Source organism: Brucella haematophila (genome assembly GCF_005938105.1).
In the GTDB taxonomy this organism is placed as follows: Bacteria; Pseudomonadota; Alphaproteobacteria; order Rhizobiales; family Rhizobiaceae; genus Brucella; species Brucella haematophila.
The window spans coordinates 405,220-425,417 of record NZ_VCPE01000001.1 but is presented as its reverse complement, the minus strand read 5'-3'; the positions used below and the strand labels follow the sequence as shown (position 1 = coordinate 425,417).

Sequence of the window (20,198 nt, the reverse complement as noted above, 5' to 3'; positions counted from 1 at the left end):
CAACAGCCCATCATCGCCCAGGCGCGGCAAACCAAAGCCCATCGTTTCCGGCAATGGCACCGAGATGACGAGCATGGAAGGAGGACTATAACTGAAACAGACCACACCCATCCCTCCCAGCGAGTTTGCAATGAAAATGGCTATGGAAAAACAGGCCGCGTAAGGCCAGATTGATAATCCGAGGCTCTCCTGAATACTGGAGGAGAAATGGGTCTCAGCTCACACTCACCATATACTTGTAGACGTAAACCTTCTTAACGTAGCTGTAGCGCGGCGCTGCCTCTGGAAAAAATTGATGTTTTCAATCGGTACGCTCGAATATAAATAACTATATGCAACAAACAAAACCAATCAGAAAGCAAGACTGGTGTCTCTCTGCGATTCTATCGTTGATCTTCGGAACCGCAACGGCCTTTGTCTTCTATTACATCGTTCTCATTGGGGTTGGTGATGATGGATATGCTGTGATTTTCTGCATTTTCCCGGCACTGGCTGGCACCATCTTTGGCCTATGGGGGCTATTTTACTGGCGAAGCACCATCGCCCTTGTCGGCCTGATCTTAAGTTTATCGCCAGTCTTTTATTTGCGTTTCTTCTGACAAATGCGGTGCGTCACAGCACCTGCCCGGAAAACAAACCGTTCGATTTCAGTTCACGCGAATGTTCCTTGCTGACGCGCGTTAATTGGCGCTCTGATATAGTCAGAGGAGAAAACCAATGCCATTTCGTAGCGAAGCTTACCGTGGCATATTCAGCCAGGCAGAATTGTCGTTGTTGCAACAGGCTTATAACCGCAGTTGCGAACTTTTGGGCAGGTCTCCATCGGCTCACGATGACAAAGACCAGCTTGCACGGGTCGTCATACGAACCTTCGAAGACAGTGATCACGACCCGGAACTCACAGCGCAGCGCGCCTCGGAGCTGGCGCGGGTATTTGAATAGTGCTGATCAACCACGTTCCGTTTCAGCCCCATGTGGCGCTGAATTTTGCGTAACAGAATTTCCGCCTCTCTTTGCCATGGCCAACGGGCGAATGTGCACTAGTTTAGAGACGGCAATCCCATTTGCAGTTTGCTGAATTCATCTGAAGCTCAAGCGGAGGAAATCCCCATGCAGCATAGAATTCACGAGAACATGGAAGTGATCGGCGCCGACGGCGTGCATGTCGGCACGGTTGATCACCTGGAGGGCAACCGGATAAAGCTCAAGAAGACCGATAATTCCGGGCAACACAGCGACCATCATCATTACATCGAGCTAGGCTTTGTCGCCGATATCGAAAGTGACAAGGTCAGGCTTTCAGCCAATGCAGATGTGGCCATCACGCTTGAGGAAGAAGCCTCGGGGCGTCCGGTCGATCTGTAAACTCGACACAGTAAAAGCTTACATGCGCGGCAGCCCGCAACTGCCGCGCTGAAGACAGCAAATGTTGCGCCCCTTATTAGCTTTGATCAATTGACAAAACCCTAGACAGAACAGCAATCTAACGCATGGAATCGTTGGGGGCGAGGAAATGCGCGATCTAGATTATTTGTTGACGGCGGATTTATTTTTAGCACCAGTATTGGTGCCCCCCAAACATGAGCTCTGGGTATGAACCGCGTTAGGCCGTTATCCGAATACCGGCTTCCGTTCCCGCTTCAATCAACAAACAATACAAGCAGACCCACTCATCATGACACTTGATCCGGCAATTCACCTGCGTCCGAAAAACCTCGGAGGCGCACCCCTTTGCATCGTGGAACGAAATTCCTGTTTTCAGGGGGCAATACATCTTTCCGGCTTCGTTATTGCAGACAACAACAAAGTGCTGGGTCTGAATCTCAAGCTACCCGATGGGCGCGAATTGCCGATCTCGCAGTATGGCCTACCCAGCCCGGACCTCAGTCGCATATACGGACGCGCCGCAGCGGCATGTCGTTTCGATGAGCGAATTTTTACCGGCCTTGAAACAGCGCAGATGTTGAATGCTTCGATAGAAGTCTGTCTCGCAAGCGGCACCAGAATGGAACAGCCGCTTTCTGCATCAGACCCGAATGATCCAGTGCTGGCGCTGACCAACCACTTTTTCGATGAGATTCACCAGCGCCCAAACGGGCACATGCTCGAAATTGGATCCCGCAACCGAACCGGTGCCATGTGGCGTGATCGCCTGCCCACGAGCTGGCAATATACCGGCTTCGACATTCTGGAGGGAGAGAATGTCGACGTCGTTGGCGACGCCCACGAAGCGAGCAGCTTTCTGCCTAGAAATCAGTTTGACGCCGTCATGTCATTCGCGGTGTTTGAACACCTGCTGATGCCTTGGAAAGCAGCAATCGAAATGAACCGGGTAATGAAGCAGGGCGCAATTGGCATCATACTCGCGCCGCAGACATGGCCGCTACATGAAGAGCCTTGTGATTACTTCCGTTTCTCACGTCATTCGTGGAAAGCGCTGCTCAACCGGGTAACAGGTTTTGAAATCATCAAAGCCGTGGACGGTTGCGAAGCCTATATCGTGGCCAAAGTTCACAATCTGGCGACAAGCTTCGGTGAACATTATACGGGCGCTTTGATGTCGGCGGTTCTTTTCAAAAAGACAGGCGAAACGAACCTGGATTGGTCCGTTTCGCTTTCCGCTCTCGGCGATGATCTTTATCCGATGTGATTGGCTCGGTGTTTCAGGAGTGGTCTAGTGGATTGAATTTGACGTTTGAATCCCGGCTGACACATATGCTGCTTCAAACGTCAAATTCGAAAAATCCACTCGATACATATACTTGCTTGTGGTCTTTATGATTCCAACATTTGCTCAGCGCTTGAACCGAGGGATGCAAATGTTGGAATCAGACCACCAGATCACCCGATCTCGAACGCATGGCCAGGATCGACAAGGATGGGCCGTGCTCGGCATTGGGTGTGTCATGCCCGATGATGATCTCATCGAAGCCAAGTTGCTTCAGCAGCCACAGCAAATCTTCCCGGTCGATCCAACGCGGTTCGGGCTCCATGCCGCCGCAAAAGGTCTTTTCCTTGTGTTCCAGATAAGGCCGTTTGTGGAGCTTGATCGGATGCCCATTCCAATCGCGGATTTCGGTTTCACCGAGTGCCGCGAGCCGTGGATCACCGGGACGCAGCGCAACCGGATCGACAACATGTGTCCAGAGATATAGCCGGTCCGTGCGGCTGGATAGAAGCTCAAGTGCACGGACAGGGTCCGACATATGATAAAGCACGCCGCTGGCCACAATCAGCGGCCATTGTCTGTCCACCTCTTCCAGGTAGGGTAGGAAACTCCCCAGCAGGAAGGATGCGCCTTTCAACTGCATGACTTCTTTTGTTACCAGGCAGCGAAGATAGGCATCTCGTTTCGCCTCAACAGCAGTCACGGATGCAGCCCCTTCTGAGAGCAAGGTTGCCGTGTGGGCACCTTCCAAAGGCCCCAGTTCAAGAACATCTTGTCCTTCGAGCCACCCCTTCAACTGTTCTGTGAGCCAGAGGATTCTGGCATCTGCGAACAGAGATCTGCTTCCGGCCTGTAGCCCCATCTCTGAAGGAAACGCCGACACCCATCCATCCTTGAATATATTGATGGCATTTTGTGCCGAAGGCGCCGCACTTTCATAGCCTGAGGCAATGTCCACTTGCGAGCCAGTCGCTGGCACTGTCGGGAGTGCCTCAGGACCTGCTTCCGTAATCGCATTCAATGCAAGGGTCAGCCTGTCCGGCTGAACTGTCACAGAGGGGTTGCGGCTCATGACCACAAAGAACTCGCACCCAAAGCTCGGGTAAAACAGCTCTTCTTTAAGCCCCAGAACGCCTGCACTGTATAAATCCTGCATTGCAAGGCGGAAACTCGACGGCGTGAAGACCCAAGCATGACAATCCACATACTCGTCACTCTTGCTTGTCGCGCTTGCATAGCCCGATGATGGAATACCTGCAAAAGCGAAATCGCCCTTATGCCCTTCCATCCAGACTTGTATCCCTCCTCGCGTCGCATGAGAGGCATGGTGATCAAAGAGTGCTGCCGTTCCATGCCGCTTTTGTTCTGCAAGATATGCCGCCAGCATATGTCCCGCAGTGGTGCTCGGGCGCAGATAGTCAAACGTATATCGTCGGTCAGGCAGGAGAAGATAAACCTTACCGCCCGGCTTGAGCGCCCGCTCACAACGCTGAAGAAAATGGATCGGATCGGTCAGGTGCTCGAAAACGTGGCTGGCAACGATAAAATCGAACCCTTCCCCGGTCAGATCGAGTTCGCTGAACTCGCCGCCATCGTCAATCGCATCGACGGCCTCCAACCTGGAAGTATCGACGCCGATATTGTTATACTTGAGACGCAGGGATTGCGTATCGGTATGATCGATAACAAGCGTCTTGAACCCCTCTCTCTTTGGTAAAATCGGAGAATAAGACGCGCCTATTTCTATGCCGCGCGCGTTTTTCCCCACTTCATTTCTTATCAAGCCCCGAAAGTCCATCGATTACCCGCCCCCTTAAATAGTTCTTTTTTAAATATCTCATTAGGACCATTTATTTTAGCGAGACCCGGTGTTATTCACAAAGAAATTGGGCCGAGGGGGCAAGAATGGGCATTGGGAAAGCAATGAACTGGTTGGCTGTGCGCGCGTATATACGCAGTGCCAAGCTTGTTCAGATGCCGCATATTTTCGCGCAGAAAAAGCCGACTTTCCTGGCTGATGAAGTCATTCGTCAGCCGAATGGGGATCTATATGCAGTCGTTGTAAAGTATAACAAGTTTGGTGTTACACCTGATTTTCTGCATCTCTTGAACGAACTGCGCAATCACAATATAAATACCATTGTCATCTGTAATGGCAGAATGACACAGCCGGAATATGATGCAATCAAGTCCAGTGCTCAGCGCATTCTTGTTCGGCAGAACATCGGTCGTGATTTCGGCGCCTACCGCGCAGCTACATTGTTACTGAATGCTGAAGGTCTGAAGCCTCGGCGGCTGCTCTATTTTAACGACAGCGTCATGTATGTTCCCGGAGATGGTCTTCGAGACATGATCGTTTCGCTTGTCGACAGCAAGTATGACGTCGTCGGCACCAACGAAAATCACGAGTTCGTCCACCACGTCGGCAGTTACGCCTTTAGCGTGTCCGGTGGAGTGTTTAGTGACGCTGCTGTGCAACGTTTCTGGTCGCAATATCGCCCTTACGATATCAGACCTCACGCCATCAGGAAGGGCGAGGTTGCATTATCAGAGTGCTTCGCGCGCTGTGGCTACAGCATGGATGTGCTTTACTCAACCGATAAGCTGGCCCTCAAACTCGACAAAATGGCAATGCCGGACATTGTGTCGAGCCTTCGCTATCTGCCGCATGGTGCTTTCCGCAGCTATGAACTTCAACCGCTTCTGGCAGGCGCGATCTACACCGGGAGAATGCTGTCCAAACGCTCCAAGCGGCATGCAGCTCCCGCGAACATCAGCACTGCTGGCCTGACGCCAACCATCAGCCAATACTCAAAGGCGATGCAGGGGCTAAACCAAAAGCCACCTGCGGATGACCGTGCTCGGCTTGTCGGCGAACAAGTGAGACAAGAGGTTCTGGTCAACCATATGATCGGGATCATCATGAACGGCAGCCAGGTTCACTACGGCTTTGGACTGTTTCACAGGATCATGGGCAGCCCGCTGATCAAGCGCGATCTGCTTCTTCGCGGCCTCCTCTACGAGCATGACTGTGCACGCATTCTGGATTATATGCCAGAGCAGCAGCGCGAACCCATTATGCGCGAATTGCTCAATCGAGGCCGAAGCGTCAATGTTGGTGGTCTCCGGGGCTTCAAACTGCGCAATGGGCTGCTTTGAGCGCGGTCTGCACCGACAATGTTTGTGGCCGAGCGCCTTCGATCATGTAGTGCTTGATCGAAGGCGTTCCAGACCATTTTTTCCTTATCCTGCTTCTAGCTCAACACGATACCGCCATCGACGTTGAGGCTCTGGCCAGTCACGAAGCCCGCGTCATCTGAAGCGAGAAATGCGACCGGTCCGACGACATCTTCCGGGTCGCCAATGCGGCGCATGGCTGTCTTTTCCTGCCAGGACTGGCGCACGGCAACATCATCCAGATTGACCCGCCCCATATCGGTCAGGATAATCCCCGGGCAGATGCAGTTGGCTGTAATCCCATAGGTGCCAACCTCCTGCGCGAGAACGCGGGTAAAACCCATGACGGCAGCTTTCGATGCGGAATAATGGGCCTGTTCAGGCGCGCCGTGCTTGCCGCCGATGGAAGCGATATTGACGATGCGACCGTATTTCTGCTGCTTCATATAAGGCAGCACAGCCTGCACAACGAGAAACGTTCCCTTCGCATTGACATCGAGGACGCTATCCCAGTGCTCTTCCTTAAGGTGTTCGACATCGCTGGCGATCAAAATACCCGCATTGTTGACGATTGCATCGATACGACCAAATGCATCAGCCGTCTTCTTGACCATCGCCTCGACGTCAGCCTTATTGCTCACATCGGCATAGACGATTAATGCGCGGCGACCGGTGGCCTCGATTTCCTGCGCCACTTCCTGCAATGCATCTTTCTGACGCTCGATATCGTTGATCGCCACATCGAAGCCACGCTTGGCCATGCCAATTGCGATGGCTCGGCCAATACCGCGACTTGCGCCGGTGACGAGAGCAATTTTTGCCTGTTCAGTCATTTCATTCTCCCAAAATCAAAGCGCGGTGTAACCGCCGTCTACGGCAAGTACTGTTCCCGTCACGAAACTTGCGGCGTCGGATGCCAGAAAAAGAACGGCATTCGCGATCTCACGCGGCTCTCCCAGCCGCCCCTGTGGCGTCATGCGCATCCAGGTTGAAAACCATTCTTCGTTGCTGCGGCCAGCGAGCGTCAGTTCCGTTGCGGTGTAACCTGGCGCGACCGCATTGACCCGCACGCCTTGCTTTGCCCATTCAACAGCCAAAGACTTGGTGATGAGGTTTACCCCGGCCTTGGCGGCGTTATAGGCAACCTGCGGCTGCGGATAGACGACGATCTCGCCGCACATGGAAGAGATGTTGACGATAGCGCCGCGCCCGACAGCAGCCATGCGTTTGCCAAAGGCCTGAGCACAATAAAAGACGCCGTTAAGATTGACGTCGATCACCGCGCACCAGTCTGCTTCAGAGGTTTCGCTCGCCGGGCCGTTGCGAACAATGCCCGCATTGTTGACCAGAATGTCGGGAACGCCGACCTCGGCAGCAATCGCTTCGGCTGTTCGCTCCGCTGCATCGCGATCCGTGACATCCAGAATGTAGAGGCTTGCAGATGACGGACGGCGCGCATTGAGTTCCGCGACCGTCTGCTTGCCCGCCGCTTCATCGCGGTCCGTGATAATGACCGTTGCGCCGGCTTCAACGAAAAGCTCGGCAATGGCTCGCCCGATACCCCTTGCGCCGCCGGTTATGACAGCGCGCTTACCGGTTAGTTGAAAATCTTTGAGCATTCTGCCCTCCCGCTACTATGCCTCAGGCAGCCTGCACGGCCTTCAATGCCGGATAGAGCGCTCGATATTGCTGATAGATTTCATTGTAGAGCGCGGTCTCGCGCGGGCGTGGCTCGATGCGTTTGCCCGGCCTCACCATGGCGGCAATGCCATCATCTATGCTCGCAAAATGACCAGCCCCATGCGCAGCAAGAACCGCAGCCCCGACAGAAGGCGCATCGCGCGATTGCGGCACGCAGACCGGCAGCCCAGCCGTGTCCGCATGGATTTGCAGCCAGAGCGGCGATGCGCTGGCGCCACCGCCAACGGTGATTTCCTGCCCGCGATAACCGGCCTCGGCCATTGCATCGAGAATGGCGCGCGTGCCGAAACTGATACCTTCCATGATCGCACGGAAGATGTGGTGCGGTTCATGCGCCAACGTCAGACCGACAATTGCGCCGCGAGACAAGGCATCGGTATAGGGCGTGCGGTTACCCTGAAAATGATCCTGCACCAGAAGGCCTTCTGCGCCCGGCTCCAGCGCCGCCGCCTTGGCGTTCAACGCTTCCATATCCATGGTGCCGTTCATCATGCGCCCAAGCCATGCGATAATCGACCCGGTTGAAGTTTGGCCGCCCTCGATAATATAGCGGTCCGGATAGACCATATTGGGATAGCTGCCCCAGATGCCCGGTGCGTGCAGAGGCTTGTCTGCAACACCAAATTGCAAGTGAGATGAACCGGTTATCAGCGCAAGCTGACCCGGTTTGGCAACACCGAGACCGATCATGCCGATGAGTGCATCGGCCCCGCCCTGTACCACCTTCACGCTCTGCGAAAGGCCAAGTTCGGAAGCAGCCGATGCGCAAAGTCCGCCGATAATCTCCCCGGGCGCGACTACGCGGGACGGCCATTTCTGTAGCAAGGCAGCTAGGCCGAGTTTCTCCAGAAGCGTGACCGGAAAGCCGCCGCGATCCGTCGAATAGTGCCAGCGAAGCGAGACGTTGTTGAGGCTCGCCGCCTTTTCACCGGTCAGGCGCAGGGTCATGAAATCCTGATATTCGCAGATTGTATCTGCCTTTTCGAAGATCTCCGGCTCATTGCGCGCGATCCACAGCGCCTTCGGGATCATCCATTCCGCTGAAACCGGCCCTCGCCCGCCGCCATTGGCCTGCAAGGCCTGATCGCCGGTGGCAAGCACGGCATCCGCCTCGGCACTTGCGCGAACATCCATCCAGATGATCGACGGACGCAGTGGCTTGCCGTCGGCATCCAGAGCCACGACGGTACAGCTTGTCGTCGCCAGCGTGATGGCTTCAATTGCCGATGGGTCGACAGCCGATTCCGCGATCGCCTTGCGTGCGGCCTGGACAAAGCATGACCACCAGTCTTCCGGATTTTGCTCCGCGCGCGCGCCGCTGGAAAACTTCGTCTCATAGGGAACCGCTGCGCTTGCAAGGCAAGTGCCCGACAAGTCGTAAACCCGCGCCCGGATACTTTCCGTTCCTCCGTCGGCGGTGAGAAAATAAGCCATTCAATTCCTCCCGAGGCGGCTGCGAAAACTCCTCCAGTCTTCGCATGCCTCATCGCGCAATTTTCAACTCAGTCCGCGAAATGCTTCCAGCGCCTTGCCCGCATACATAACTGCCGGGCCGCCCCCCATTTCAACCGCGACTTCAAGCGCTTCGATCAGTTCCTTTTCGGTTGCGCCGTGCCGGATGGCCGCGTCCACGTGGTAGAGAATGCAGTCTTCACATCCCTTCACCACGGCAATGCTGACCGCGATCAATTCGCGCTGCGCCGATGAAAACGCGCCAACCGCCGTTGCGGTCTTGCTGACCTTGGCAAAGCCGCTCATCAGTTCGGGTGCAGATTTTGCAAATGCACCAAGCCGTGCTTGCGCTTCTTTCAGACGAAGCCTGACATCGTCAGTCATGGGAGCCTCCCGTGGAATTTATAATCAGATCAAGCACTTCTTTGGACTGGTCCCATTGCGGCATATGGCCGGACTGGCCGAGAAAATGCACGGCAATCGACGATGGCAATGCGGTCGCCTGTTGCCATGGGATGATGCGATCTAACAGACCAACCAGAACACGAACCGGCTTTACACGGGAAAGCTTTTCCAGCGCCGGAACGATGTCGGAGGTTTGCCCCGAAGGGCCGACAATCGCTGCGGAAAGCGCCTTGAGACGCCCCTTGGCCATGGTTTTCGCAAATTCAGCCGCCAGTTCCGGCGAAAGCTCGACTGGCTTGGCCGCGATACGGCGCAACAGATGGCTGACTTCGCCAGCCGTCGTTGCATTGGCCATACCGGATATAAAGCCGGCATCGACTTCGGAACCAAGTCCCGCAGGCGCGATAAGCGTCAGGCTCGAAATGCGGTCTGCATGGGCATCAGCAAATTGCGTTGCAGCAACGGCACCAAGAGAATGCGCGACGACATCAACCTCGGCAACTCCCAGAGCATCAAGGAACGCAGGCAGGAAGGCGCTGAGTTCAGCCGCGTTCGTAGCATCGATTGTCGTCAGTCCGTGGGCAGGCAGATCAGGCACGATAACGCGGCAATTCGCGCGTCGCAGACCCGCTGCAATGCCACTCCAGGTCGTCCGGTCGCCAGAGAAACCGTGCAGCAAGAGGATTGTACGACCGTTCTTCGGCCCCTGATCCAGATAGGCCACACGACCATTTGCAAGATCGACAAAATGCGCAGCACTATTGGATTTCGAACCGCTGGAAGCCGCAAGCACGTCTTCCTTCTCGATCCGTCCCCGACGCCCGCTGCCCGAAAGCGAATTGATGTCGATGCCATTCTGGCGAGCAACCTTGCGAGCAAGCGGCGTTGCGCGAACACGCTCGCCGCTGTTTGGCGAAGCCGCAGGTTTGGCAACGGAAGTTTCCACCAAATCCTGAACTGCTTCAGCGTCTTGAGCGGTCGCCGCTTGGGCTTCCGGCGCTTCATCTTCACCGTCGCTGGTCCAATCGGGTCCAGTGCCGATGTCGATGCGGGCCAGAGGCGCACCGACAACCACATGATCGCCAATAGCGCCGATCCACTCATTGAGCGTGCCGTCACCCAATGCCGGAAACTCGGCTACGGTCTTGTCGGTTTCGATTTCAATGATCGAATCCCCGCGCTTGAAACTGTCACCCGGCTTGACGAGGAAGCCGACAATCTTGCCCTCCTCCATCGTCTCGCCAAGGCGTGGCATTTTCAGAATCCGTTCACTCATGACAACATTCTCTCGGCAACGGAGCGGATGAAATCGGTCGTCGGAACGCTACCGGTTTCAAGCTCCTGCGAAACTGAAATCGGAATGTCCTCACCGGCAACACGCACCACCGGCTGTTCGAGGTAGTCGAAGCATTCCTCGGTAATGCGAGCGGCAAGCTCTGCCGCAACACCGGCAGTCATCACGCCTTCCGAGACAACCATCGCCTTGCCGACGCGTTCGACATGTTCGCGCACGGTGTCGAAATCCAGCGGATTGAGCGTGCGCAGGTCGATGACCGTCGCTTCAATGCCCTTGGCGGACAGCTTCTCGGCGGCGTCGAGTGCGTAATGCAGCTGGCGCGAATAGGTGACGATGACGAGGTCCTTGCCGGTACGGCGCACAGCGGCCTTGCCCCATGCCAGCGGCTCGGCGTCGAGATCGACCTCTTCCTTGCGGGTGTAGAGCGCCTTGTGCTCGATAAAGACCACAGGGTCGGGCTTCGTCAGGCTCTGGCGCAGCAGATGGTAAGCGTCCTGAACCGTGGCTGGCATGGCAAGACGCAGACCCGGCGTATGCATGATCCAGGCTTCGAGGCTCTGCGAGTGCTGGGCACCAGCGGAACGTCCGGTGCCGCCCTGGGTGCGCAGAACCATCGGCACGCCAATTTGACCGCCAAACATATAGCGGATCTTGGCTGCCTGATTGGCAAGCTGATCCATCGTCATGCCGAGAAAATCGATATACATCAGCTCGGCAACCGGACGCAGCCCGGTCATGGCAGCGCCAACCGCGGCACCCACAATGGCCGGTTCGGATATCGGGGTGTCGATCAGGCGTTCAGGGCCGTATTTGCCGATGAGATCCTTCGTAACACCATAAGCGCCACCATAGCGTCCCACCTCTTCGCCGATCACGACGATGGTGTTGTCTTCCGCCATGGCGTCATCCAGCGCTTTGCGCAGCGCGTCGCGGTAAGTCATGGCAACCATTATGCTTCATCCTTGGAAAGTACGCGGTCGATACGGGTGCGAACGGGTTCGGGCTCAGGTTCGCCCACCGCGTAAACATCCTTGAACATGGAGGTGAGCGGCGGCGCCTTGGACTCGACAGTGAAATCGATGGTGGCGTCCATCTCGGCCGTGATGTCGCCATCCATGGCGTCGAGTGCAGCTTCCTGCGCCAATCCGGATGAAACAAGCCGATCGCGGGTGAACTTCACCGGGTCCTTCTTGCGTCCTTCCAGTTCCTCTGCCTCTGCGCGATATGGGCTCTTGTCCATGCGCGCATGACCGAAGAACCGGTAACAGGTGACCGACAGAAAGCCCGGCTTGCCGAGCCGCGCATCGTCAATCAACCCTTGAGCGGTATTTTTGACTTCCTCGACATCGATGCCATCGACAACAGCCCCGTTAAGGCCGAACGCATGCGCGCGCTGATCGAAAGCCGTGTTGGCGGTCGCCTGATCGACCCGCGTTCCCATGCCGTACTGGTTGTTGATGCAGACGAACACCACCGGCAGACCCCACAGAGCCGCCATGTTCATGCTCTCATAGAGAATGCCCTGCTGCATCGCGCCGTCGCCAAAGAAAGCGAGCGAAACGGAATTCTTCTTCAGATATTTGCTCGACAGTCCCGCACCCACGACGGCGGGAATACCGCCACCGACAATGGCGTTGGCACCCAGATGACCGAGCGCCATGTCGGCAATGTGCATGGAACCGCCCTTGCCGTGACAATAGCCGGTTTCCTTGCCGCCGATTTCGGCCATCATCTGCCTCGGATCAGCGCCACGCGCCAGAAAGATACCGTGGCCGCGATGATGGGTTGTGAACGTGTCCTGCGGCTGCATGGCGGCACAAACACCGGCGGCAGCGCCTTCTTCACCGATGGAAAGGTGAAGCATCGAACCTGCCGTCTGGCCGCGCACGAAGAGTTCGCCGACGCGTTCTTCGAAAGTGCGGATGCGACGCATCGTTCTATAGAGTTCGAGAAGATTGGAATTACTCGGATTTTGCACGTGCGCCTCCGACAGACCTGTCTGTTGCAAATTTTTCATGATGTCCGGTTCAGTGCCCTCACAGGAGCTTTAGTTTGGTGGTGCGCGAAACAACCGCGACCGCGACGAGAATGATGAGACCTTTCACGATGCTCTGGATGTAGGTGTCCATGCCAATCAGATTGAGGCCGTTATTGATGACGCCGATGAACAGCGCCCCGAAGAAGGTTCCGGCAACCGTTGCCGTGCCGGGACGAAACATGGTCATGCCAATGAAAACTGTTGCAAGACCGTCGAGGAGATAGCGCTCACCGGCATTGGGCTGGCCGGAGCCGAGACGCGCCGCCAGAAGCGCACCCGCGACCGCCGCAAAGATCGAGCAGACGATGAGTGCAGCCGCACGATAGAAGCGACCATTGACGCCCGAAAGTTCGGCAGCCTTGAGATTGCCGCCAACCGCGTAGATGTAGCGACCGAAGACGGTACGCTCCATGATGAACCAGGCGACAAACACGACGATGACCATTGCATAAGCCAGCACGGGAATACCGAAAAGCTGTCCCTGTCCCAGCCAGAGATAGCTGGCCGGAAGGCCACCATAGATCGCCCGTCCGCCGGTCATCAGAAAGTTGATGCCATAAAGAATGGAGCCTATGGCAAGCGTGGCAATCAGCGAAGGCACTCCGACAAGGGTGACGAGCGCCGCATTGACGGCCCCCACGACAAACCCTGCCCCCAATCCAGCCAGCAAGGCCAATGGCAAAGGTGTACCCGCGACCAGCAGCAGTGGCACCAAAATGCCCGCCATGCCGACCATATAACCGACCGAAAGGTCCATTTCGCGTGCGGCAAAACCGAAGGTCAGGCCCGCACCGACGATGGTGAGCATGGCGATCTGCTGAAGAATATTGAGCAGATTGTTGGCTGTCAGAAAGCGGTCCACTGTCAGCGAAAAGCCCGCGAACAGCAGGAGCAACACGAAGAGCGTTGAATATTTCAGCAGCCATTCGCCCTTGAGCTTCTTGCCGAAGCTCTGCGCATGACGCGACGATTGCGGGGCAACGGCGGGGTTCTGTGTATTCATTGGATGACTCCTGCCATTGCGGCAATAAACTTCGCTTCGGAAAAGGCCTCACGCGGAATTTCCGCGCCCGGAGAGCCATTCACAAAGGGGATGACGCGGTCTGCCACGTCGGCAATTTCCAGAAGGTCGGACGAGGTGACCAGAATGGCCACGCCCTTGTCGGCGAGCCTGCGCATCTGTGCGTGAATTTCACGCTTGGCACCGATATCGACACCCTCGGTCGGCTCGATGAAAATCATCAGCCGGTAGTGATCGTCTGCACCGTAAAGCCACTTGCCGATCGACACCTTTTGCTTGTTACCGCCGCTCAGATCCTTCACGAACTGATTGCGCGAATGCGCCTTCACGTTCAAAAGCTGCATGGTGCGGTCGGCTTCCTGCGCTTCACGGCGCATCGACAGCACGCCTGTGCCGCCCAAGGCCGCAAAGGACGGATGCACCATGGCAAGGTTTTCACGCACATCCCAATCGCCGATCAGCGAATATTCCATGCGGTGATCGGGAACCAGCGCAACACCCTTTTTTTGCATGGTGCGCGCATCGATCCGGGCAATCGTTTCACCCTGAAAACGGCATGTGCCGCTGGTGATACCGCTTGCCGCATAAAGCGAACGGGCAAAGCCAAAATGGCCAGCGCCAGTCAAGCCGATCAGACCGACGATCTCACCTGCACGGATGGAAAAATTGTCAACGTGCAGACCGCCGGCATGCCAATCGCTGACCTCCAGCACAACGGGGCCAAAACTGCGGTTTTGACTGGTCTCCTGCGCCATCGCCGTCTTGCCGCCCGAGCGTTGCAGCATCATGTCGATCAACCCGGCTTCGCTCGCTTCCGTAGCCTGAAGCGTCGCAATGTGACGGCCATCGCGCAGAACTGTAATTCTATCGCTCAACGCCTTGATTTCAGAAAGGAAATGGCTGATCAAAACGATGCCAACCCCTTGCTGCGGCAGGGTCTTGATGATCTCCCAAAGGCTCTCTTTTTCGCGTGCAGGCAATGTCGCCGTGGGTTCATCGAGAATGAGCAGACGAACATTGCCACGCAGTGCGCGGACAATTTCGATGATCTTCTGATCTGCCATAGGCAGCATATCGACCTGCTCGTCGAGGTCGATGGAAACCTGCGGGAACCAGCGCTTGAGCAAGTCATTGGCGCGCGACAGCAGCTTGCGCTTGTCGATCACACCAAGGCCCATGCGAGGCTCGTCGCCCAGCAGAATATTCTGCGCACCGGTCAGCCCGGGAACGAGACTGCCCTCCTGCGACACATGCGCGATACCCTTGCGCAGCGCATCACCGGCACTTGCAAGCTTCACTTCAGTGCCATCAATGGTGATCGTGCCCGAAGTCTGGCTTTTGCTGCCGCCAAGAATACTGACCAGAGTGGTCTTTCCGGCGCCGTTTTCTCCGATCAGTCCATGCACCTCATCAAACCGAAACTCGGCGCTCACCTGATCCAGCGCCAGCGTTCCGGGATAGGACATAACGATCTGCGACAGGCTTACCGCCATCGGAGAACTCCCATGAATTCAATCTACTTTAAAGGGGCCGGAGCGCGGAACGTTCACGCTCCGGCCAGATGCAGGCAACTTTGGGGGCTTGCCTACTTCTTCGGGAGGAAATCCTTGCAGTTCTGCTTGGTGACGAGCGGCGCATCGAGATAAACAGTCTTCGACGGAATGACCTTTGCAGCGTCTTCCTTCTTGACCACAATGCTCTCGATCCATTCGCCGGTCTGTGCGCCCATCTTTTCAAATGGCTGCGAAACCGTTGCGATCATCAGGCTGTCAGGCTTGCAGACCTCTTCGATCGCCTGCGGATGGCCGTCGATGCCGATGACTTTGACATTCTTCAACCCGGCGGCGTTCAGCGCGTTGATGGCTGCCTGTGCAGGCTCATCCCAAGGCGCCCAGACGGCATTGATGTCTTCGCCAAAGCGCGATGCATAGTCCTGCATGGTCTTGGTCGTGTCTTCGAAGAAGGCCGTGTAATCGATATTGTGCTCGGCGATGACCTTCACTTCCGGATATTCCTTCAGCACGGTTTCCATCACATCGCCGCGCTTGCGGGTGCCGTGGTGCTCTGCCATGCGCAGGAAGATCAGATTGCCCTTGCCGCCCATTTCATTGAGCAGATAGGGCGACACATCAGCCGACATGGCCCAGTTATTGGTCGTGACATCGACCACAACGCCGTCAACCTGACCGCTATCGATGGCGAATACCGGGATTTTGGCCGCAACAGCGGAATCGATGGCGGCACGCGAGGCGCGCAGATCCGACATGCTGACGATGATCGCGTCTACACCGCGCGAGGCAGCATCCTGAATGTTCGACGCCGTGCGTTCGCCCGAGCCGCCACTATCCAGAACGCTAATGCTCCAATCCTTGTTGGTTTCCTTGAGCCAGGCATCAAAGCCAGCTTTTGCACGCTGCTCGGACTGCGCCGCAGCGTTGGAATGCACCCAGGCCACATTGGTGGCCGACGCGCTTGCCGTGCCCATGAGCATGGCCAGAGCCGCGACAGCCATGGTTTTCCTGAAAAGTCCCGAACCCATTTTTTCCTCCCACAAGCCATGTGGTTGGCTCCACAACTGGCTTTGAATTACTGTTTCCCGGCACACATGCAGTTCAGTTCGAGCTGGTCAGTGCCTGTTACGGATGGCGCCATCGCCTTCCGCACTCCTCCACACCCGATGCACTGGCGAATGTCGGTCTCTGCTCCTCCAGAAACGCCATTCGGTTGCCTGTGCTTCAGGTTCCATTCCGATTGACCTGCCCGCTCTTTCGCGCTCTTGTCCGCCGGAACGATTGGTATTAAGCGTCGGCAAATTACAAATGTCAAACAGAAATACATTTGTAATTTGTCGTGCAGAAATTGAACGAGGGACAGATGAGTGAATCCGAAGACAGCCTCATGGTGCGCGTGGCGTGGCTCTATTACGTTGGCGGATTCAACCAGGAGGCGACTGCATCCCGACTGGGTCTGACCCGGGCGCGCGTGAACAAGATATTGGGCGAGGCCCGCGAAAGCGGCCTTGTCAGCATTTCCATTGACCACCAGAACGCAGGCACATTGCCCGTGGAAAACGAGCTGATGCACCGCCATGGATTGGATTTTTGTATTTCAACACCGCCATTTGGCTTTCATGCCGATGAAGATACGGCATCGGAAATCCGCAAGCAGGTTTCATTCCGGGCCGTCGGTGTTGCTGCCGCCACCTATCTGAAAAGCTTTCTGGCCGACAATGAGGAAGCCACCATCGGCACCGGCTGGGGCCGAACCATCGAGCAGATGACATTGCAACTTGCAGGTGTACGCGCGCCACAGGCGCGCTTCATCTCCGTCATGGGATCGCTGACCGCGAACTCCGCCTATAATCCATTTGAAGTTGTGCACATGCTGGCGCGGCGGACGGGCGGGCAAGGCTTTTTCCTGCCGGTTCCGTTCATCGCTGATTCCGCAGAAGACCGAAAAGTGCTCATTTCGCAGCGCTCTGTGGCGCGTGCGCTCGAGATTGCCCGCACGGCTTCTGTTTGCTTCATCAGCGCTGGCGAGTTGACGGAGGATTCCTTGTTGCGCCGCCAGAACATGCTTAGCAGATCAGAACTGGAAAGCCTGCGTGCCGCCGGTGCAATCGGCGACACCAACGGCATTTTCTTCGACAAGGACGGACAGCAGGTCGAGCACGAGATGAACCAGCGCACCATCGCACTCAGCTTTGCCGAGCTGAAGAAGGTTCAGGTCGTGCTGCTCATCGCCGGACAGGAGAAAGCAGCGGCGGCCAAGGCGCTTCTGAAAAGCGGCATCGTCAACGGCCTCATCATCGATGGCGACGCCGCTGACACGCTGCTGGCGCTTTCATAACGCGTGTCTTATCCGCGCGGAAAGCGCTGGTTGTCCTCCAGCACATTCAGGTCCATGTGGTTTCGCATATAGCGTTCCGACGCCTTTTGCAGCGGCTGGTAGTCCCACGGATAATATGCCCCGTTGCGCAAAGCCGGATAGACCACATGGCGGCGGGCCTGACTGGCGCGAACATGCGCATCGTAGAGATCGAGGTTCCAGCGCCCCAGCGCCTTTTCCATCAGTTGTTCAAGTATCACGCGATGTTCCGGGCTTTCCGCCAGATTGTGCAGTTCATCCGGATCATCCGCGAGATTGAACAATTGCGGTGGGTCAACATGGCAGAGATTGATCTTCCATTGTCCGTCACGCAACGAAACCATCGGCGCAACCGTGCCTTCAGCCGCATATTCGCATGGCACCGCACCGCGTTCCTTCGTGCCGGTCGCAACCTCCAGCAACGAAACGCCGTCCGTCCATGGCATGATACCGTTGAGGTCGATCCCTGCCAGATCGGCCAGTGTCGGCAACACGTCCAGCGTTGAGGCGGGCGTATCGATCAGGCCCACGGGCATTTGTGGCGCGGCGATCATCAAGGGCACACGTGCGGAGCCTTCGAAAAAGCTCATCTTGAACCACATGCCGCGTTCACCCAGCATATCGCCGTGGTCGGAGGTGAAGATGACAATCGTATCGTCTGCCATGTTGCAACGCTCGATCACATCCAGCAGACCGCCGATCTTCTCATCGACATAGGAAATATTGGCGAAATAGGCCTGCCGCGCTGCCCTGATCTGCTCACGGGTCAGTTCGTAATCCTCAGCCTTGGAAGCGCGAAGCAACCGCTCGCTATGCGGATCGATTTCGTTTTCCGGCAGCAGTCCGATCTTCGGGTCAAGTTCGGGAATATCCGCATAAAGGTCGAAGAAGCGCTTGCGTGCCACGTAAGGATCATGCGGATGGGTGAAGCTGACGGTCAGGCACCACGGACGCTCATCATGGCCTCGCGCCAGATCGTAGAGCTTTGCCTCAGCCTGATAGGCGACTTCATCATCATATTCGAGCTGATTGGTGATTTCCGCAGAACCGGCCCCGGTGATGGAACCCAGATTGTGATACCACCAGTCGATGCGCTCTCCCGGTTTGCGATAATCCGGCGTCCAGCCAAAATCGGCAGGATAGATATCCGTCGTCAGACGCTGCTCGAAGCCGTGCAACTGGTCGGGACCAACAAAATGCATCTTGCCGGAAAGCGCTGTCTGATAGCCGGCATTGCGCAAGTGGTGTGCATAGGTTGGTATCTCGGATGAGAATTCGGCTGCATTGTCATAAACGCCGGTGCGAAACGGCAATTGACCCGACATCAGAGAAGCACGCGCCGGAGCGCAAAGCGGGCTCGCCGTGTAGCAATTGCCAAAACGGGTGGAGCGCTCGGCAAGCTTGCGCAAATGCGGAACATGCAGAAAGTCGGCTGGGCCATCCGGGAAAAACGTCCCGTTCAACTGGTCGACCATGAGAATGAGGATATTCGGCTTTTTCATCTGTGCGGAACCATCTGGCATAAGTGAAACGCGAAATGGCGGGCATCGAAATGCCCGCCTTGCAATCTTTACGTTTGACGATCAGAGACCGAGGCTTGCCTTGACGGCGGCAGCGCCGGGTTCGCCCTTCAGCGTGGTCACGCCAGCCAGCCATTTGTCGATCTGTTCCGGATGGGCTTTCAGCCATTCCTTCGCAGCCGCTGGACCTTCCGCACCTTCGTCCAGAATCTTGCCCATCAGCTCGTTTTCAATATCGACGGTGAAGGTAAGGTTCTTGAAGAAGGTTGCAGCATTCGGGCAGTTCGCCGGCCAGCCGGTGCGGGCCAGCGTGTAGACTTCCGCGCCGCCATAGTTGGGGCCGAAATAATCATCGCCACCCGACAGATATTCAATCTTCAGCTTGGTGTTCATAGGATGCGGAGCCCAGGCGAGAAACACGACCCAACCCTTGTCCTTGTTCTTGCGGTCCACCTGCGCAAGCATGGCCTGCTCGCTGGACTCCACGATCTTCCAGCCGTTCAGCTTGAATTTCGGATCTTCGATGATCTTCTGGATATTCTGGTTGGCCGGAGCACCCGGCTCGATACCGTAAATCTCCTTGCCGAATTTATCGCCATGGGCAGCAAGGTCGGCAAAATCCTTGATCCCTTCGCTCGCGACATAATCCGGCACTGCAAGCGTGAATTTTGCGCCTTCCAGATTTTTGACAATCACTTCGGCGGCTTTGGCCTTGTCGAGATCATCGCGGAATTTCTGCTGTGCGGGCATCCAGTTACCGAGGAAGACATCGAGATTGCCGGTCTTCAGGGCTTCATAGCCAATCGGCACAGACATTGTCTTCACATCGGGCTTATAGCCAAGGCCGGTCAGCAGCACACTTGCGATGGAATTGGTCGAGGTAATATCGGTCCAGCCTGGATCGGACAGGCGGATGGTTTCGCATGCAGCCGGATCGGCAGCATAAGCCGATCCCGCCAGCCCCGTGAACGCCGTAAACGCCAGTGCAGTCATCTTCAAATAACGCATCGGAGACCCCTCGTTGATGGATGCATTCTGCATCTCGTACAATC

General features: G+C 56.3%; 19 protein-coding genes. 6 read left to right on the top strand and 13 right to left on the bottom strand.

What is annotated here, in order from left to right; genetic code table 11:
• Window positions 1-332 precede the first annotated feature (332 nt).
• From FGI60_RS01950 to FGI60_RS26465, 4 genes are all read left to right on the top strand, one after another.
• Complete coding sequence (locus FGI60_RS01950; RefSeq protein WP_138783687.1) at window positions 333-599, top strand: hypothetical protein; 267 nt, start codon at window positions 333-335, stop codon at window positions 597-599.
• Window positions 600-717: 118 nt separating this feature from the next.
• A complete protein-coding gene (locus tag FGI60_RS01945; protein WP_138783686.1) occupies window positions 718-942 on the top strand; it encodes a hypothetical protein in 225 nt (74 codons plus the stop codon).
• A 168-nt stretch (window positions 943-1,110) separates the two neighbouring features.
• Entirely contained in the window at window positions 1,111-1,365 is a 255-nt protein-coding gene (locus FGI60_RS01940; RefSeq protein ID WP_138783685.1) for a DUF2171 domain-containing protein, read from the top strand.
• Window positions 1,366-2,044: 679 nt separating this feature from the next.
• A complete protein-coding gene (locus FGI60_RS26465; RefSeq protein WP_235889707.1) occupies window positions 2,045-2,650 on the top strand; it encodes a class I SAM-dependent methyltransferase in 606 nt (201 codons plus the stop codon).
• Between the two features lie 178 nt (window positions 2,651-2,828).
• On the opposite strand, the gene FGI60_RS01925 is transcribed toward FGI60_RS26465, so the two are convergent.
• On the bottom strand, window positions 2,829-4,466 hold the full coding sequence (locus FGI60_RS01925) for a methyltransferase domain-containing protein (RefSeq protein WP_138783683.1): 1,638 nt from the start codon (window positions 4,464-4,466) through the stop codon (window positions 2,829-2,831).
• Between the two features lie 107 nt (window positions 4,467-4,573).
• Here FGI60_RS01925 and FGI60_RS01920 point away from each other — a divergent pair, with 107 nt between their 5' ends.
• Complete coding sequence (locus FGI60_RS01920; RefSeq protein ID WP_138783682.1) at window positions 4,574-5,827, top strand: rhamnan synthesis F family protein; 1,254 nt, start codon at window positions 4,574-4,576, stop codon at window positions 5,825-5,827.
• A gap of 95 nt (window positions 5,828-5,922) precedes the next feature.
• Here FGI60_RS01920 and FGI60_RS01915 read toward each other — a convergent pair whose 3' ends face one another.
• From FGI60_RS01915 to FGI60_RS01870, 10 genes are all read right to left on the bottom strand, one after another.
• Entirely contained in the window at window positions 5,923-6,678 is a 756-nt protein-coding gene (locus FGI60_RS01915; RefSeq protein ID WP_138783681.1) for an SDR family NAD(P)-dependent oxidoreductase, read from the bottom strand.
• Between the two features lie 15 nt (window positions 6,679-6,693).
• Window positions 6,694-7,464, bottom strand: a complete 771-nt coding sequence (locus tag FGI60_RS01910; protein ID WP_138783680.1) for an SDR family NAD(P)-dependent oxidoreductase — start codon at window positions 7,462-7,464, stop codon at window positions 6,694-6,696.
• A gap of 22 nt (window positions 7,465-7,486) precedes the next feature.
• Window positions 7,487-8,980: an FGGY-family carbohydrate kinase gene (locus tag FGI60_RS01905; protein ID WP_138783679.1), complete on the bottom strand. Its 1,494-nt coding sequence runs from the start codon at window positions 8,978-8,980 to the stop codon at window positions 7,487-7,489.
• A gap of 63 nt (window positions 8,981-9,043) precedes the next feature.
• Complete coding sequence (locus FGI60_RS01900) at window positions 9,044-9,382, bottom strand: carboxymuconolactone decarboxylase family protein (RefSeq protein ID WP_138783678.1); 339 nt, start codon at window positions 9,380-9,382, stop codon at window positions 9,044-9,046.
• Window positions 9,375-10,679: an acetoin dehydrogenase dihydrolipoyllysine-residue acetyltransferase subunit gene (locus FGI60_RS01895; protein WP_138783677.1), complete on the bottom strand. Its 1,305-nt coding sequence runs from the start codon at window positions 10,677-10,679 to the stop codon at window positions 9,375-9,377. The genes FGI60_RS01900 and FGI60_RS01895 overlap by 8 nt, the downstream gene beginning before the upstream one ends.
• On the bottom strand, window positions 10,676-11,650 hold the full coding sequence (locus FGI60_RS01890; RefSeq protein ID WP_171058671.1) for an alpha-ketoacid dehydrogenase subunit beta: 975 nt from the start codon (window positions 11,648-11,650) through the stop codon (window positions 10,676-10,678). Before FGI60_RS01890 ends, FGI60_RS01895 begins: the two co-directional genes overlap by 4 nt.
• Window positions 11,650-12,678, bottom strand: a complete 1,029-nt coding sequence (locus FGI60_RS01885; protein ID WP_138783675.1) for a thiamine pyrophosphate-dependent dehydrogenase E1 component subunit alpha — start codon at window positions 12,676-12,678, stop codon at window positions 11,650-11,652. Before FGI60_RS01885 ends, FGI60_RS01890 begins: the two co-directional genes overlap by 1 nt.
• A gap of 58 nt (window positions 12,679-12,736) precedes the next feature.
• Window positions 12,737-13,741, bottom strand: a complete 1,005-nt coding sequence (locus tag FGI60_RS01880) for an ABC transporter permease (protein ID WP_078339112.1) — start codon at window positions 13,739-13,741, stop codon at window positions 12,737-12,739.
• Window positions 13,738-15,252: a sugar ABC transporter ATP-binding protein gene (locus tag FGI60_RS01875; RefSeq protein ID WP_138783674.1), complete on the bottom strand. Its 1,515-nt coding sequence runs from the start codon at window positions 15,250-15,252 to the stop codon at window positions 13,738-13,740. The genes FGI60_RS01880 and FGI60_RS01875 overlap by 4 nt, the downstream gene beginning before the upstream one ends.
• A gap of 92 nt (window positions 15,253-15,344) precedes the next feature.
• A complete protein-coding gene (locus FGI60_RS01870; protein WP_078339114.1) occupies window positions 15,345-16,298 on the bottom strand; it encodes a sugar ABC transporter substrate-binding protein in 954 nt (317 codons plus the stop codon).
• A 335-nt stretch (window positions 16,299-16,633) separates the two neighbouring features.
• Between FGI60_RS01870 and FGI60_RS01865 the strand changes: the two genes are divergently transcribed.
• The gene (locus FGI60_RS01865; protein ID WP_138783673.1) at window positions 16,634-17,608 is read left to right on the top strand and encodes a sugar-binding transcriptional regulator; all 975 of its coding nucleotides are present in this window, start codon (window positions 16,634-16,636) and stop codon (window positions 17,606-17,608) included.
• Window positions 17,609-17,616: 8 nt separating this feature from the next.
• Here the strand turns inward: FGI60_RS01865 and betC are convergent, their stop codons facing one another.
• Complete coding sequence (betC, locus tag FGI60_RS01860; protein ID WP_138783672.1) at window positions 17,617-19,128, bottom strand: choline-sulfatase; 1,512 nt, start codon at window positions 19,126-19,128, stop codon at window positions 17,617-17,619.
• An 81-nt stretch (window positions 19,129-19,209) separates the two neighbouring features.
• Window positions 19,210-20,139 (bottom strand): choline ABC transporter substrate-binding protein, encoded by a 930-nt coding sequence (choX, locus tag FGI60_RS01855; protein WP_235889720.1) that lies wholly within the window; start codon window positions 20,137-20,139, stop codon window positions 19,210-19,212.
• Between the last annotated feature and the right edge of the window lie 59 nt (window positions 20,140-20,198).